Annotated in this window: 11 protein-coding genes; 5 read left to right on the top strand and 6 right to left on the bottom strand. The window is 55.1% G+C overall.

Annotated features, from left to right (window positions below):
• Window positions 1-115 precede the first annotated feature (115 nt).
• The 5 genes from PAT9B_RS26540 to PAT9B_RS26520 are packed head-to-tail and all read left to right on the top strand — an operon-like array spanning window position 116 to window position 6,572.
• The gene (locus PAT9B_RS26540; RefSeq protein ID WP_223300530.1) at window positions 116-1,678 is read left to right on the top strand and encodes an ABC transporter substrate-binding protein; all 1,563 of its coding nucleotides are present in this window, start codon (window positions 116-118) and stop codon (window positions 1,676-1,678) included.
• Window positions 1,675-2,673 carry an ABC transporter permease gene (locus PAT9B_RS26535; RefSeq protein WP_013512369.1) on the top strand — a complete coding sequence of 333 codons (999 nt, stop codon included), beginning with the start codon at window positions 1,675-1,677 and terminating at the stop codon, window positions 2,671-2,673. The genes PAT9B_RS26540 and PAT9B_RS26535 overlap by 4 nt, the downstream gene beginning before the upstream one ends.
• Complete coding sequence (locus tag PAT9B_RS26530; RefSeq protein ID WP_013512368.1) at window positions 2,670-3,539, top strand: ABC transporter permease; 870 nt, start codon at window positions 2,670-2,672, stop codon at window positions 3,537-3,539. The genes PAT9B_RS26535 and PAT9B_RS26530 overlap by 4 nt, the downstream gene beginning before the upstream one ends.
• Complete coding sequence (locus tag PAT9B_RS26525) at window positions 3,539-5,173, top strand: ABC transporter ATP-binding protein (RefSeq protein ID WP_013512367.1); 1,635 nt, start codon at window positions 3,539-3,541, stop codon at window positions 5,171-5,173. The genes PAT9B_RS26530 and PAT9B_RS26525 overlap by 1 nt, the downstream gene beginning before the upstream one ends.
• Before the next feature lie 19 nt (window positions 5,174-5,192).
• On the top strand, window positions 5,193-6,572 hold the full coding sequence (locus PAT9B_RS26520; protein WP_013512366.1) for an NtaA/DmoA family FMN-dependent monooxygenase: 1,380 nt from the start codon (window positions 5,193-5,195) through the stop codon (window positions 6,570-6,572).
• Window positions 6,573-6,648: 76 nt separating this feature from the next.
• Here the strand turns inward: PAT9B_RS26520 and PAT9B_RS26515 are convergent, their stop codons facing one another.
• The 6 genes from PAT9B_RS26515 to PAT9B_RS26490 form a co-directional block, all read right to left on the bottom strand.
• Window positions 6,649-7,629: a VOC family protein gene (locus PAT9B_RS26515; RefSeq protein ID WP_013512365.1), complete on the bottom strand. Its 981-nt coding sequence runs from the start codon at window positions 7,627-7,629 to the stop codon at window positions 6,649-6,651.
• A gap of 395 nt (window positions 7,630-8,024) precedes the next feature.
• Window positions 8,025-8,990: an ABC transporter ATP-binding protein gene (locus PAT9B_RS26510; protein WP_013512364.1), complete on the bottom strand. Its 966-nt coding sequence runs from the start codon at window positions 8,988-8,990 to the stop codon at window positions 8,025-8,027.
• Entirely contained in the window at window positions 8,987-9,970 is a 984-nt protein-coding gene (locus PAT9B_RS26505; RefSeq protein ID WP_013512363.1) for an ABC transporter ATP-binding protein, read from the bottom strand. Before PAT9B_RS26505 ends, PAT9B_RS26510 begins: the two co-directional genes overlap by 4 nt.
• On the bottom strand, window positions 9,967-10,914 hold the full coding sequence (opp4C, locus tag PAT9B_RS26500) for an oligopeptide ABC transporter permease (protein WP_013512362.1): 948 nt from the start codon (window positions 10,912-10,914) through the stop codon (window positions 9,967-9,969). Before opp4C ends, PAT9B_RS26505 begins: the two co-directional genes overlap by 4 nt.
• Window positions 10,914-11,873 carry an ABC transporter permease gene (locus PAT9B_RS26495; protein ID WP_013512361.1) on the bottom strand — a complete coding sequence of 320 codons (960 nt, stop codon included), beginning with the start codon at window positions 11,871-11,873 and terminating at the stop codon, window positions 10,914-10,916. The genes opp4C and PAT9B_RS26495 overlap by 1 nt, the downstream gene beginning before the upstream one ends.
• 52 nt (window positions 11,874-11,925) lie before the next feature.
• Window positions 11,926-13,533 (bottom strand): ABC transporter substrate-binding protein, encoded by a 1,608-nt coding sequence (locus tag PAT9B_RS26490; protein ID WP_369700796.1) that lies wholly within the window; start codon window positions 13,531-13,533, stop codon window positions 11,926-11,928.
• Between the last annotated feature and the right edge of the window lie 772 nt (window positions 13,534-14,305).

The raw sequence follows: 14,305 nt of genomic DNA, 5'->3' as shown, positions 1-14,305 counted from the left end.
TGTGTTCTATTCAAAATCTGTCGAGAAAACACCTGCTAATATAAGAGAAAACTAAAACCCGATGATGAAAGATTATTTTCGGCAATCGCTCCTGTCCACTGCGGTGGCCATATCCTTGGTTACGGCACTAAATCCTGCCAGTGCTTCGCAGGTACAGCAGCCCGCGTACAGTGATGGCACGTTGATCTACCTGCATGAACAGGAACCGCCCTGTTTATGGGGTGGCTGGGTCCAGCAGGCTTATTTATCGCGGCAGGTTTTTGATTATCTGGTGAGTTACGACAACGGGAAAATACGCCCGTGGCTGGCGACCAGTTGGAAAGAATCTGCCGACCGGAAAACCATAACTTTCTATTTACGGCACGACGTGAAATTTACTGATGGCGACACCTTTAATGCTGATGCGGTGATTGCGAATTATCCGGCATGGCAAAAAGGAATTGGCTGGCATGGTTTTACCTATATGACCGGCTTCAGCAAAATCGATGACTATACCGTCGCGCTGCATTTATCTGAGCCGAATCCGGAAATATATAATGTTCTGGCGAATGGACATTATGGTTTTCAGTCTCCTGATTCACTGGCACATAACAGCAGCGAACAGAAATGTTTGCGTCCGGTCGGCACCGGGCCGTGGAAAGTGGTGCGTTGGGTCAGGGGCGAGGGCATCAGCTTTGTGCGTAACGATGATTATCGCTGGGCACCGCCAAATGCGCACCATAACGGACCGCCGTGGATCAAACATCTGGAGTGGAAATTTGTGCCAGATGCCACCACGCGCTGGGGGGCGTTAGTCAGCGGCGGTGCTGACATCATCTACCAACCGCCCTCGGCGCAATGGCAGGCGCTACAACGGCAATATCAGACCCTCTCTTATGTCGCTACCGGACGGCCGCAGGCGTTTTCCTTTAACGTGCAGCGTGGCCCTTTTACCGATCAGCGTGTGCGCCAGGCATTTGCTTATGCGCTGGACCGCAAACAGATCGTCAAAACCGTGTTCAAAGGCGCGGTGCCGTATGAAGGGAATGGTTCGCTCAGTAAAAGCACGCCGCTTTATCTGAATGTTGACGACCGCTACAGCCAGAACATCGCCAAAGCGAATCAGCTGCTGGACGAGGCCGGTTGGACAGGCCGCGATGCTGAAGGCTATCGCACCAAAGAAGGCACCACGCTGGAAGCCCGGCTGCCCTTTATTCAGGCGATCATTGACCAGGAAGGAGCGCTGATGTTGCAGGCGGTGCAGGATCAGGTCAAGCACGTGGGCATCAAACTGGATTTGATTCCGCTGACACAAACCGAAGGCTTTGCTGGCGCTCGCTCGCGGCCAGCGGATAAAGAGATCAGCTTTGGTTACTGGGTGTGGCCGTCGCCCAACATTCTCGACATTGTCTACAACCCTACGCTTAACGGTGCGTTCAACGGTAATAACACCACGTTTTTCAATAATCCCCGCATCGAAGCGCAGATTCTCGACGCCCAGCGCGAGCCAGATCCACAGCTCAGACAACAGAAATTTGCGGTGCTGCAACAGTGGTTTGACGATCAGGCGATTGCGATTGGTGGCTACAACTTCACCTACAACGTCGCGATTGCCAATAACATCCGCGGATTGTGGCAGGACCAGGGTAATGGATTGCTGAATTTTAACGATGCTTACTTTGTGAAGGAGAAGCCATGAGTGACATTATCTCCGCACCCGAGCACGAAGCGCAGCAGGTGGGTGGCAGCGCGCGGTTACTGCGCAGGATAGCGCTGCGCCTTGGCGCAGCCGTGTTCGTGCTGTGGGGCACCATCACCGTCACCTTCCTGGTACTGGCGGTGCTGCCTGGCGATCGCGCCACCATTTTGCTCAACATTACCTCCGGGCAGGTGATTGAGCGAACGCCAGCGGAATTAGCCCCGATCAACGCGCAATACGGTTTTGATAAGCCGATTGCTGAGCAGTATCTGCATTATTTATCCCGGCTGCTGCATGCCGATCTGGGCTTCTCTTTTGAGTTGCAACGCCCGGTGTCACACATCATTGCTGAACAACTGCTCCCAACCTTCACATTGGCCATTGCGGCGTTGCTGCTGGCATGGCTGATCGCGATTCCGTGGACGCTACTGACCGCCGGGCGGCATCGCCGTCTGGGGGCCTTGGGTGCAGCGGTGGAGACCATCATGGCCGGGCTGCCGCCGTACTGGATTGGCATCCTGCTGCTGATTGTATTCGCCATCGATCTACGCTGGTTTCCGGTAGTGGGGGGTGCCAGTCTGTGGGGAACGGTACTGCCAGCTTTCACGCTGGCGATTCCGCTGGCCGGATTTATCGGGCATGCCATTCGTGGGGAATTTGAAAGCCGGTTGCAACAACCGTTTGTTCTATCAGCACGCGCGCGTGGGATGAGTCTGGCCGGGGTGCGTTTACGCCATGTGCTGCGTCATGCATTGATCCCGGCCATCACCCTGAGCGGCTGGGCAATTGGCAACCTGCTGTCCGGGGCGGTGCTGGTGGAGGCGGTGTTTGCCCGTCCGGGGCTGGGTAATGTGCTGGTCAACGCGGTCAGCAATAAAGATTTTGCGCTGGTGTCGGGGATCGTGATCCTCATCAGCTTCCTCTATATCGTCATCAACCTGGTGGTCGATCTTATCTCCCTGATCATCGATCCCCGCCTGCGAGGTCGGTCATGACAACTCATCTTTCTGATTACGTCGGGCTGAAAACCACAGCACCGGCCAGAGCCGTAACCCGAAGAATACCGTTTTCCGTGTTGCTGGCAGGCATGGTGGCGCTGTTCTTTATCGTTGCCGCCATCGCACCGGCATGGCTGGCGACGCATGACCCCTTCAGCACCGATCTCCTGCGGGCATTGCAGCCGCCGTCGCTGACTCACTGGCTGGGTACGGATGATATTGGCCGCGATCTCTACAGCCGGATTATCTGGGGAACCCGGCTATCGCTGCTGATTGGCCTGGGTGCCATGGTCATTGCGATGTTTGGCGCGATAGTGCTGGGCTTCAGTGCCGCATTAGGTCCGCGCTGGCTGGCCGAACCGGTCAACCGGCTACTGGAAATTCTGCTGGCTTTCCCCACTTTGCTACTGGCACTGCTGTTTGTCGCATTGCTGGGACCTTCCGCCAGCAGTTTACTCATCTCGGTCGGCATCGGCACTGCCCCTGGCTATGCACGACTGGTGCGGGCGCAGGCGTTGCAGGTGCGGCAATCCGGCTATGTCGAGGCGGCTCGTGCGCTGGGTCATGGCTGGCATCAGGTGTTCCTACAACATATCGCGCCGAATGTTTTCCGCCCGCTGTTTTCACTGGTGGCGTTGGGGATTGGGCAATCCGTGGTCTGGGCATCGGGGTTGTCATTTTTGGGCCTGGGTGTGGTTCCTCCCTCGCCTGAATGGGGCGCGCTGCTGGAAGCCGGGAAAATTAACGTCACGGTCGCCTGGTGGCTTGAAGTGCTGCCGGGCATCGCCATTGTGCTGGTGGCGCTGTCATTCACGCAAATCGGCCGCTATATCCAGCAGCGTGCCGCAGGGGAGAAGCGCTGATGAGCGATAACAAGGTAATCGAGGTGCGCGGACTAAACGTTTGGGCAACCAGTGACCATGCGGAACCGCGTCATATCGTGAAAAACGTCAGTTTTGACCTGCAACGCGGGCAATGTCTGGCGCTGGTGGGTGAATCGGGATCCGGTAAAAGTGTCACGGCACGTTCGTTGGTCGGATTGGCGGGTGAGCAGCTCCGGGTAGAGGCCGAGACGCTTACACTGCAACAGGAAGATCTGCTGGGTCGTAGCGATCGCTGGTGGCGAAAGATACGTGGCCGGAAAGTCGGATTTATTTTGCAGGATGCGCTGGTTTCCCTCGATCCCCTGCGTCCCGTGGGTAAAGAGATCGCTGAAGCGCTGGCACTGCACCGCTGGGGCACCCCCTCCAGCCGTCAGGAAAAGGTCCTCGCCTTGCTGGAGGAAGTGGGTGTGCCACACGCCGCGCATCGCGCCACTCAGCGTCCTGACGAGTTATCTGGCGGGTTACGTCAGCGTGCGCTGATCGCCTCTGCGATTGCGCTGCATCCCGACGTGCTGATAGCCGATGAGCCAACCACGGCGTTAGATGTCACCGTGCAGGCGCAGGTGCTGGAGGTACTGCGGCAGATGCTGGATCGCGGCACCAGTATCATTCTTATCAGCCACGATCTGGCGGTGGTCGCGAAGATTGCTGACCATATTCTGGTGATGCAGGGCGGCAGTATTGTGGAGGCTGGGGCGACGCAGGATGTGCTGCAACGGCCGCGTCATGCCTATACCCAGGGTTTGATCGATGCGATTCCGAGCGAGCACACCAAAGGGCAACGACTTTCCGCTGCCACTTCAGCACCCAGCGCAGAACCTGTCCGCTCAAATGCGCCAGATGATGAGGTGCTGCTGGAAGCCCGTCATATCGTTAAACGCTTTCGCGGACATACGGCGCTTGCGGATGTCTCGTTTACCCTCAAACGCGGTGAGACGCTGGGCATCGTTGGGGAGTCGGGGTCGGGCAAAACCACGCTGTCGCGCATTGCGCTGGCGCTGGAATCACCGGATAGCGGCGAGGTGCGTTTTCGCGGCCAACCCTGGAGTCAGGCTTCTGCGGCTGAACAGCGCGAGATTCGTCGGCAGATCGCGGTGGTTTACCAGGACCCGCTGTCCTCTTTCGATCCACGCTGGCGGGTCGAAGACATCCTGCTGGACGCCATCGCACTGGATCGTCATCCCGCGACACAAACACCGCGTGAGCGCGCCATCAGTCTGCTTGAGTCAGTTGGCCTTGGTGCTGAACATCTGCGTCAGTGGCCAGCACGCATGTCAGGCGGGCAGCGTCAGCGTGTGGCGATTGCCCGTGCCATCGCAACGCACCCACAAATCATCGTGCTGGATGAGGCGGTATCGGCGCTGGACGTCACCATCCAGGCGCAAATCCTCGATCTGCTGACGGATCTCCAGACGCAACTGGGCGTCAGCTATCTGTTTATCTCGCATGACCTTGGCGTCATCCACCATATGAGCGATCGGGTGTTGGTGATGCAAAACGGTCTGGCGGTGGAACAGGGCACGGCCGATGCGATTTTCTATCGGCCACACCATCCTTATACCCGCAAATTACTTGCCTCGCTGCCCCGCCTGGGTGTGGCTGAACCGGCCTGAAAGGGCTAACGGAGCAACTATGTCTCGTGAACTGATTTATAACGGGTTTCTCCATCTGACCCCTAATCACCACAGCCACGGCTACTGGCGCACGCCCGAGGGCCAGGTGCAGTACGGTTACAATCAGCTGGATGCGTATGTCAGGACTGTCAAAACGCTGGAAAAAGGCTTATTCGACACGCTGTTCATTGCCGATGTGGTGGGGGTGTACGACATTGAGTATGGCGATGGCAAAACCACTATTCGCGCCGGGACGCAATTCCCGGAACCCGATCCCATAACCATTCTCTCAGCCTTGGGGCTGGCAACCGAGCATTTAGGATTGGTGGTCACCAGCAACGTTATTCAGGCGCATCCCTTTTCTTTTGCGCGGCAAATCTCCTCGCTGGACGAATTCACGCGCGGGCGGATCGGCTGGAATATCGTCACGTCCTACTTATCAAACGGTTTCCGTAATTATGGTTACGACGAGATCGTGCCGCATGATGAGCGCTATATCTGGGCGCAGGAGTATCTCGATGTCGTTTATAAGCTTTGGGAGTTGTCGTGGGAGGACGGTGCCGTGCTGCACGATCCGGCGACCAATCGCTTCTTCGACGCCGATAAAATTCACAAAATCAACCATGTTGGTAAGCGGTACCGTGTTGAAGGCCCTCATATCGTTGAACCCTCGCCGCAGCGCAGTCCGGTCTTCTTCCAGGCAGGCAATTCGGAAGCCGGGCGTCATTTTGCGGCGCGCAATGCCGAAGTGACGTTCCTGCCATCGCAAACCCCTGAGACTGCGCGCAAGGATATTGCTCGTCTCAATCAGGATGTGGTGGATTACGGACGCCAGCCTGAAGATTTGAAAAAGCTGGTGATGCTCTCGACGGTGATTGGTTCGACGGAAGAAGAAGCGAAACGCAAGCAGCAATATCTGTTCGATAATATCGACATCAATGCATTGCAGGGTTTTTACAGCGGTGGCTCGGGTATTGACCTGGCGAATATTGACCCGGACACGCCGTTGACGGAACTAAGCCGCCGTGAAGAGTTCAGCCAGCATATGCGCTCAAAATTCCGCATCGCCGTGGATGCTGATTATGGTCAGGGCAGGGTGCTGACATGGCGTGAATATCTGATCAAACACGCCTTGTTGCCAGGCCGTTTCGCCGGTACACCGGAGCAAATCGCCGATAAAGTACAACAGTTTGCCGATGCGGGAGTGGATGGCTTCAACGTTGTGCCAGTGACAACTCTGGGATGGTGGGACGAGTGGGTGGAACATGTGGTTCCGGTGCTGCAAAAACGTGGCCTGGCGCAAACGGCATATCAATCAGGGACATTGCGCGAGAAGATTTTCCGCAAGGGGAGCAAATTACCTGACTCGCATCCACAGCGGAAATTGTCTCTTGATTGAAATGGATAAAGAGACCAACGTTTGATGCAGAAAAGCAGGACGTATTTAGCATCCTGCCATACTGATGTTACATGCATCACTCTTCCAGTTGTTTCGGCGTGGGCGGTGTGCCGTGGGTATGGAAGGTTTCGATGGTCTTCAGGCCCCATGCCTGTCCTTTTTTACGCTCGGTTTCCGTCCAGACCACGGTCTGCCAGTCAGGTGCCAGAATAAGCCGTGCCCCTGAATTGGCCAGTTCAACACGGTTGCCCGCAGGCTCCCAGACATACAAGAAGAATGTTCCCTGAATGGCGTGCTTATGCGGTCCGGTTTCGATATGTACCCCATTTTCGAGGAAAATATCTGCGGCGCGTAAAATATCTTCCCGGGTATCGGTCGCATAAGTCACATGATGCAGGCGGCCATTGCCTCCAGCGTGTTCCTCGGTACAGGCCAGGTCGTAAGTTTTGTTATTAATGGTGAACCAGCAACCACCAATGCGGCCATTATCCAGTTGAATCATTTCGGTCACGCGGGAGCCGAGGCAGGTTTCCATAAAGTTTTTAAACTCACGGACATCAGCAGCCAGCAGGTTGAGATGATCCAGACGACGCGGACAAGCGCCGCGAGCATGATAGCGCTGTGCCAGGTTTTTTAATGAAGGGCGCTCATCCCCAACTGCCTGATAGCGCACCGTGTCGTAATAGATTTCAAACACATGACCGAAGGGATCTGAGAAGCGAAAAGCGCGCCCATGTCCGGGTTCACCATCCACCCAGCCGATCACATCATATTTACTGGCTTCGATAGCCGCGACGCGTCGCATCAACGCCGCTTCAGAGCTGGCGCGATAGGCGATATGGCCCACACCAGTCGTGTGGTGACGAGTCAGTTTCAGCGTATGGAATTCGTAGTCATCCCATGCTCTAAGCCAGGCATGGTTTTCGTCCTGAGCTGAGAGGGTGAGACCATAGACATTGACAAAGAAATCAAGGCTCTCTTCGAATTTATTTGAGAACATCTCAACATGTGCCAGATGTGCAATATCATGACATGGCTCGGCTATGTGGTTTGTCATTTGCGGCTCCCAAAATGTAATCGAATCGTAGAGGTTTATTTATTTCCCGCTCAGAGTATCTTTTCCTGACCGGATAAATCAGGTGGTTTTAGCTTCTGAAGGTATGAGTTTCATTTATATTGTGACGGGTGTATCACCTTGTAATGGGCGACAGCGGAGGAATGGGCAGGAAAAAACGGATATTGAGATTAATGCCTTCAATCGCACAAATAATAAGATGAGCCACTTTTTAGTCGGTCTGTATTTTAATCAATATAGACGTTGAAATGAGGGTTGGAATTATAGCGGAAGGCAGGTGCGAAATAGCCCGACAAGCCTGCTATCCCCTCACGATAAACGTGCGGGGCGTAGGGGGAATCAAACCGAATAACAACATCATCTGTTGGCGCTGTTAATCAAACCTGATGACATGCGACCCGGTGGTCGGGGGACACTTCACGTAGTGTCGGTGCAACCTGATGGCACTTCGCTTCTGCCCGTGGACAACGGGTCGAAAATCGGCAACCAGATGGCGGGCGTGCAGGGTCAGGGATCTCGCCTTGCACGGCCGCGACCGGTTCGCTCAATGGATCGAGCGTCGGGACGGCAGCCAGTAGCGCCTGCGTGTAGGGGTGTAACGGTTGACGGAACAACGCATCACGGCTGGCGGTTTCCACCAACTGACCCAGGTACATCACTGCTACGTCATCGCACAGATGCTCTACTACGCCAAGATCATGCGAAATAAACAGGAAAGTAACGCCATGATCATCACGCAGATCGGAGAACAGATTGATAATCTGCGCCTGGATGGAGACATCCAGGGCGGAGATTGGCTCATCGGCAACAATGAAATCCGGGTTGAGAATCAGTGCGCGGGCAATACCAATTCGCTGGCGCTGTCCCCCGGAGAATTCATGGGGAAAACGGTTGTAATGCTGGGGAGCCAGCCCGCAAATCTTCATTACCTCAATGACTTTTTCATGCAGTTCCGCCCGGCTACAGAGTTTATGTTCCAGCATCGCCTCGCCAATGGCATCGCCGACGCGGATGCGTGGATTGAGCGAGCTGTAAGGGTCCTGAAAGACCAATTGAATTTTTGGCCGTAAGGTGCGCATCTCCTGCGCTGTCAGCGCCTGCAACTCTTTGCCAAGATATTTGATGCTGCCTGCGGTTTTGTCATACAGCCCGAGAATGGTGCGGCCGACAGTGGTTTTGCCACTGCCTGATTCTCCAACAAGGCCAAAGATGGAGCCACGACGGATGCGAAAACTGACGCCATCTACCGCCCGAAGCTGCCCGGTTTCCTGACCAAAAAGGCCATTACGGATCGGGAAGTGTTTTTTCAACCCTTCGACTTCAATCACAAATTCGCTGCTCATACTAAGGATTCCAGGGATTCAGGGTAAAAACAGGCGGCTTGCTGCTGCTGCTGCCCACGTAACGGCGGGATAGCCGCATGGCAGCTTTCACGGGCATTGGCACAACGGTCGGCAAAGGCACACCAGGGTGGCAAGTCAGCAAGGTCCGGCACCTGGCCGGGGATCGAATAGAGGCGGCGACGTCGCTCGCCCGGCACCGGGCGGGAGGCGATAAGGCCTTTGGTGTAAGGGTGCAGCGGATTGCGCAATACTTCGGCGACCGGACCCTGCTCAACAATGCGTCCGGCATACATCACCACCACCTTTTCCGCCATCTGGGCAATGACACCGAGGTCATGAGTAATCAGCATCAGTGCCATCTTATTGGCGCGCGCCTCATCGCGCAGCAGACGCAGAATCTGTGCCTGTACGGTGACATCCAACGCCGTGGTGGGTTCGTCGGCAATCAGCAATTTAGGCCGGCAACTGAGCGCCATCGCGATCATAATTCGCTGCAACATGCCGCCGGAAAGCTGATGCGGATAGCTACTCATCAGGCTCTCTGCCCGCGCGAGACCGACATGGCTAATCAGTTGCGTGGCGTGCTGCCAGGCGTTTTTCGGTGACTCACCGCGATGGCGAATCAGTGGTTCGCAAAGCTGTTCGCCAATGGTGAGGACCGGGTTCAGGGCCGTCATCGGTTCCTGAAAAATCATCGCCAGTTGGTTGCCACGAAGATCAGCCATTTTTGCCGCTTTCAGTCGCAGCAGGTCCTGCCCCTGAAAACGGATTTCACCACCGTCGATACGTGCGGCCTGTGGCGGTAGCAGTCCCATCAGTGACATTGCTGTCACGCTTTTGCCGCAACCCGACTCACCGACAATACCGATGGTCTGACCGGGGTTGATGGTAAATGAGACATCCTGCACCGCCCGAACCCGCCCCTGTTCGGCCGCAAAAGAGACGGATAACCGGTCAAAAGTGATTAACGGTTCACTCATTTCAGGCTCCGTTTCATGCGGGGATCGAGGGCATCACGCAGTCCATCACCCAACACATTAATGGCAACAACGGTGATAAAAATAGCGATACCGGGCGGCATCCATAGCCACGGGCGGCGTTGAAAGTCGATTAAACTGTTGGCGGCATCCATCATATTGCCCCACGAGGGCGTCGGTGGCACGACGCCGAGTCCAAGGTAGCTCAGTGCTGACTCGCTCAGAATGGCGTTCGCCACCGCCATCGTCGCCATCACCACCAGAATCGGGACGGTGTTCGGTAATAAATGACCGAAAAGACGCCGCCGTGGTGACAGCCCCAGCACCTGTGTTGCCAGCATAAAGTCGCGTTCGCGCAGAGAAAGAATTTGCCCGCGTACCAGGCGCGCCAGCTTAGGCCACTCCAGCAGACTTAACATGACGATAACCATATAGATGCGTGAGTCTGGCGAGAAATCGAGCTCGGCGAGCATGGCACCCGCCACAATCAGCAGCGGCAGGCTCGGGATGGTCATCACCACATCCGCCAGGCGCATGATCAGTTTGTCAGTCAGGCCACCGGCGTAACCGGATACCGCACCCAGCAGATAGCCGAGCGCTACGGACAACACCATCGTAAGCAGACCAATAATCAATGAAATACGGCCCGCGAGCAGTAACCGGGTATAGACGTCGCGACCGAGGAAATCGGTTCCCAGCCAGTGCAGGGTGCCGGGGGGCTTATTGATCATCAGCGCATCGGTAGCGTCATCCTGCCACGGTGACCAAATAGGACCGAGTACGCACCAGGCTGCCATCACCAACAGTAAAAACAGGCAAAACATCGCCAGCCGGTTACGGCGCAATGCTTGCCAGGCCTGTCGCCATGGAGAAGGCGTCACCTGGGCCAGCGCCGGTATTGCTGCTTTCCGCAGACGGCGTTGCGTGGAAAAAAGCGAACTGAGCATTATGACCTCACGCGAATGCGCGGGTCAGCCCACGCGTAGAGCACGTCGGCAATCAGGTTACCGAGGATAGTTAATACCGCCAGGAACAGGGTGAACCCCATCAGCACCGGGTAATCGCGGGCGGCCAGCGAATCGATATGGATATGCCCCGCGCCCGGCCAGTTAAACACCTTCTCGGTGATGATGGCCCCGGAGAACAGCCCCGGTAGTTCAAAACCGAGCAGGGTAATAATCGGCAACAGCGCATTGCGCAGCGCGTGTTTCAGAATCACTGTCCGTTCGCGCAGTCCTTTGGCACGCGCCGTGCGGATAAAATCCATCTTCACCACATCGAGCATGCTGGCACGAAAATAACGCGTCAGGCTGCCAGCCTGGAGCATCACCAGCGCCATCACCGGTAACACCAGGTGAGCCGCCACCTGAACCACTAACCCCCAGCCGGTGTCATCGCTGCCGGTATTGGTCATCCCGCCGACCGGGAGCCAATGCAGATCAACCGCAAACCACTTGATCAGCAGCAGGCAGAGAAAGAAGGTGGGGAACGACATGGCGGCAAACACCATGACACTGACCAGATGATCAAACAGCGAATTCGGTTTTAGTGCCGAAGCGATACCCACCGCCAGGCCAATGCCCCAGTAAAAAACCAGCGCAATGATGGCAAGCAGGAATGAGTTCCAGATGTATTGATTCAGCAACTGACTGACAGGAATCTGATATTGCAGGGAAAAACCCAAATCGCCTTGCAGCAGTTGACCCAGCCAGTGCAGATAACGGGTCAGTAACGGCTGATCGAGGCCGTAAATGGCTTTCAGTTCGGCGGCACGGGCGGCGGTGAGTGTCACATTGCCGTCAATAAAGTCGCCAGGGGTGGCGGCAAACAGCATAAAAATAATGAAGGAGGCAAACAGCAGCATCGGCAAGGTTTGCAGCAATCTTCTGAGGATAAAATTTCTCATGGCTCTCTCATGCCAGCCGCCGGTTAATCCGACGGCTGGGCAGTGGGCTGCATCACTTAATGACTTTTACGTCCGGCAGGCTGCCGGTGAGACCGTTATAGATATCCGGTTTGAAGCCGCTGACGCGGGCGCTACTCGCCGATAAGATCTGGCGATAGCCGAGCAGAATCACGGGCGGGTCGTCAGCCAGCACTTGGTACAACTGATGGTAAATCGGTTTGCGTTGCGCCACATCCAGCACTGCATTGCCTTCATTAATCAGCTTATCGACTTGCGGATTGTTATAGCCCGATTCCTTTGCCTCAGTGCTGTAGTAGTCCCATACGCCATCGTGTGGGTCGTTTAACGTGCTGGTGCTGAAGGAGGCCAGATCATAATTCCCAGCCTTACGCTGTGCCATCAAGGCATTGAAATCCACCACCTGGGGCTTAAGTACCACGCCAATTTGCTGCCAGTTCTCTTTGGCGATGGGGATTAAGGCATCATTCAATACTTTCTTGCTGACCAGCAGTGTCAGTTCAAGACGTTTGCCGTCTTTCACCCGGATGCCGTCCGGGCCTGGCTTCCAGCCTGCTTCATCAAGGAGTTTTTTGGCCTGAGCCGGGTCGTATTTATATGGGTTTACGCCATCAGGATTATACGCCCAGGAGATGGGCGCGATGGGTTCAATCGCCACCTTGCCGTACCCCTGATACACCACATCGATCAACTTCTGGCGATCCAGGCCATAAATCAGGGCCTGGCGCACCTTCACGTCCTGCAATGCCGGGCGGCGCACGTTGAACTCGACCTTACTGTAATCGCTGGAACCGTAGAGATTGATATTGGCAAAGCCCAACAGTTTCAGTTGCTCGATATCATCCGGGCGCGAGGTGAAGGCGTCATAGTCTGTCTCACCGGTTTGGAAGAGCTGGAAGTTGGTTGATGGATTGGTGACGCGATAAATAAAGCGTGCAGTCGGCGGCGTGCCACGATAGAAGTGGCTGTTGGCATGGAAACGGATTTCCTGGCCAGGGATATATTTGTCATACACGTAAGGCCCGTTGCCCAGCGGCTTACCATGCAGGGTCCGCAGGTAATCAAGATTGCCGCGCTGATAACCTTTACCGTAATACGCTTTCGACAGCACCGGCCCGCCGATTTTAGCCAGCGTGGTTGCGCCGGGCTCGGTGGTGGTGACCTGTAACGTGAGCGGGTCGATCACTTTCAGGCCACTGACGCTGTCTGCGGTACCGGCTTTATACTCGGCACCGCCGGCAATATGCGCGAGGGTGATATCGGTATCGCCATCGTATTTGGGGTCGTAAAGCACGGTTAGCGTGAAGGCAACGTCTTCGGCGGTCAGCGGTGAGCCGTCGCTAAAGGTCAGGTTCGGCCGTAACTTGATGGTATACACCTTGTTATCCGGGCTGACGGTCCAACTCTCTGCCAGGCCCGGCACCAGATTGCCATGACTGTCCCAGTCAATCAGGCGCGAAAAGATGACGTTAGTGACGTTTTCGTCCCAGCCATTAACAAAGAAATAGGGGTTGAAGATCCCCTGGGGTTCGGATATTCCGGCCACCACCGTGTCTTTTCTTAGTTTGGCTGCTGCCGGAATCTGACTGGCATCCGTTGCCGGGGTAATCCCTTCCTTCAGTGTTTCATCGGCATAGCTCATGGTTGAAAATGCCGTCACACCACCCAGAATGGCCAGGTTGAATGCGATTGCGAAACGTGCAGATTTTGTCTTTTGCTGATTTATTAACCTGATCAATGGCGATCCCTCATCACTATGATTGCAATATCAATTTACAAAAACTGAAAATTAATCTGCCATCGTCCAGGTGTCTAACAATCAAAAGCTATAACAAATAATGAAACAACCTTAGTAAATTAATGGTTAAGAATGGTACTAAATGGAGGGGGTGTGTCTGTGGCTTTCCAGCCTAATTCCGGCGCAATCCACGTCGCAAAATCGCTGATAATATGGCTGTATTCCGCAAAGCTAAACTCATAAGGCAACTCGATGCGCAATTCTGTCACCAGAGGTATCACCGGATCTTGATACAGGCGTTCGAGAATCTGTTCTGCGCTGCCAACGATATCCCTTGAAAACAGGGTGCGTCACGGTCCCTGCGGAGTCAGCGTTCGTTCATATCGGCTGTCGGCAAAGCGCTGGTAACCTTGGCGAGTGGCTTTATCCGCGCTATCGGCGGGAATGATCACGCGACCCAGCGCGATGCGCGGCTGAAGCAGACCTGATAAAGCTGAATTTGCGTCCGTTGTGCCTGGTAGAAATCGTCGGTCTCCTCACCGGAATAGATAACCGTCGCCAGGGTATTTTTTTATTCACCACCAGTGGTGAATTTAAATAAGAAATCTCATTTTTGATATAAACGAGCGGGAATAATTATTGCGCTTTTGTTGTTAGACAAGATTTCTTCGGGTTG

It is taken from the genome of Pantoea sp. At-9b (assembly GCF_000175935.2).
In the GTDB taxonomy this organism is placed as follows: Bacteria; Pseudomonadota; Gammaproteobacteria; order Enterobacterales; family Enterobacteriaceae; genus Pantoea.
The sequence above is the reverse complement of the archived record's forward strand: the minus strand, read 5'-3'. Positions and strand labels throughout refer to the sequence as shown.

What these genes read in the sequence shown, in the direction of transcription:
- PAT9B_RS26535 (WP_013512369.1), top strand. Translation starts at nt 1,675, where the DNA reads ATGAGTGACATTATCTCCGCACCCGAGCACGAAGCGCAGCAGGTGGGT.
- PAT9B_RS26530 (WP_013512368.1), top strand. Translation starts at nt 2,670, where the DNA reads ATGACAACTCATCTTTCTGATTACGTCGGGCTGAAAACCACAGCACCG.
- PAT9B_RS26525 (WP_013512367.1), top strand. Translation starts at nt 3,539, where the DNA reads ATGAGCGATAACAAGGTAATCGAGGTGCGCGGACTAAACGTTTGGGCA.
- PAT9B_RS26520 (WP_013512366.1), top strand. Translation starts at nt 5,193, where the DNA reads ATGTCTCGTGAACTGATTTATAACGGGTTTCTCCATCTGACCCCTAAT.
- PAT9B_RS26515 (WP_013512365.1), bottom strand. Translation starts at nt 7,629, where the DNA reads ATGACAAACCACATAGCCGAGCCATGTCATGATATTGCACATCTGGCA.
- PAT9B_RS26510 (WP_013512364.1), bottom strand. Translation starts at nt 8,990, where the DNA reads ATGAGCAGCGAATTTGTGATTGAAGTCGAAGGGTTGAAAAAACACTTC.
- PAT9B_RS26505 (WP_013512363.1), bottom strand. Translation starts at nt 9,970, where the DNA reads ATGAGTGAACCGTTAATCACTTTTGACCGGTTATCCGTCTCTTTTGCG.
- opp4C (WP_013512362.1), bottom strand. Translation starts at nt 10,914, where the DNA reads ATGCTCAGTTCGCTTTTTTCCACGCAACGCCGTCTGCGGAAAGCAGCA.
- PAT9B_RS26495 (WP_013512361.1), bottom strand. Translation starts at nt 11,873, where the DNA reads ATGAGAAATTTTATCCTCAGAAGATTGCTGCAAACCTTGCCGATGCTG.
- PAT9B_RS26490 (WP_369700796.1), bottom strand. Translation starts at nt 13,533, where the DNA reads ATGAGCTATGCCGATGAAACACTGAAGGAAGGGATTACCCCGGCAACG.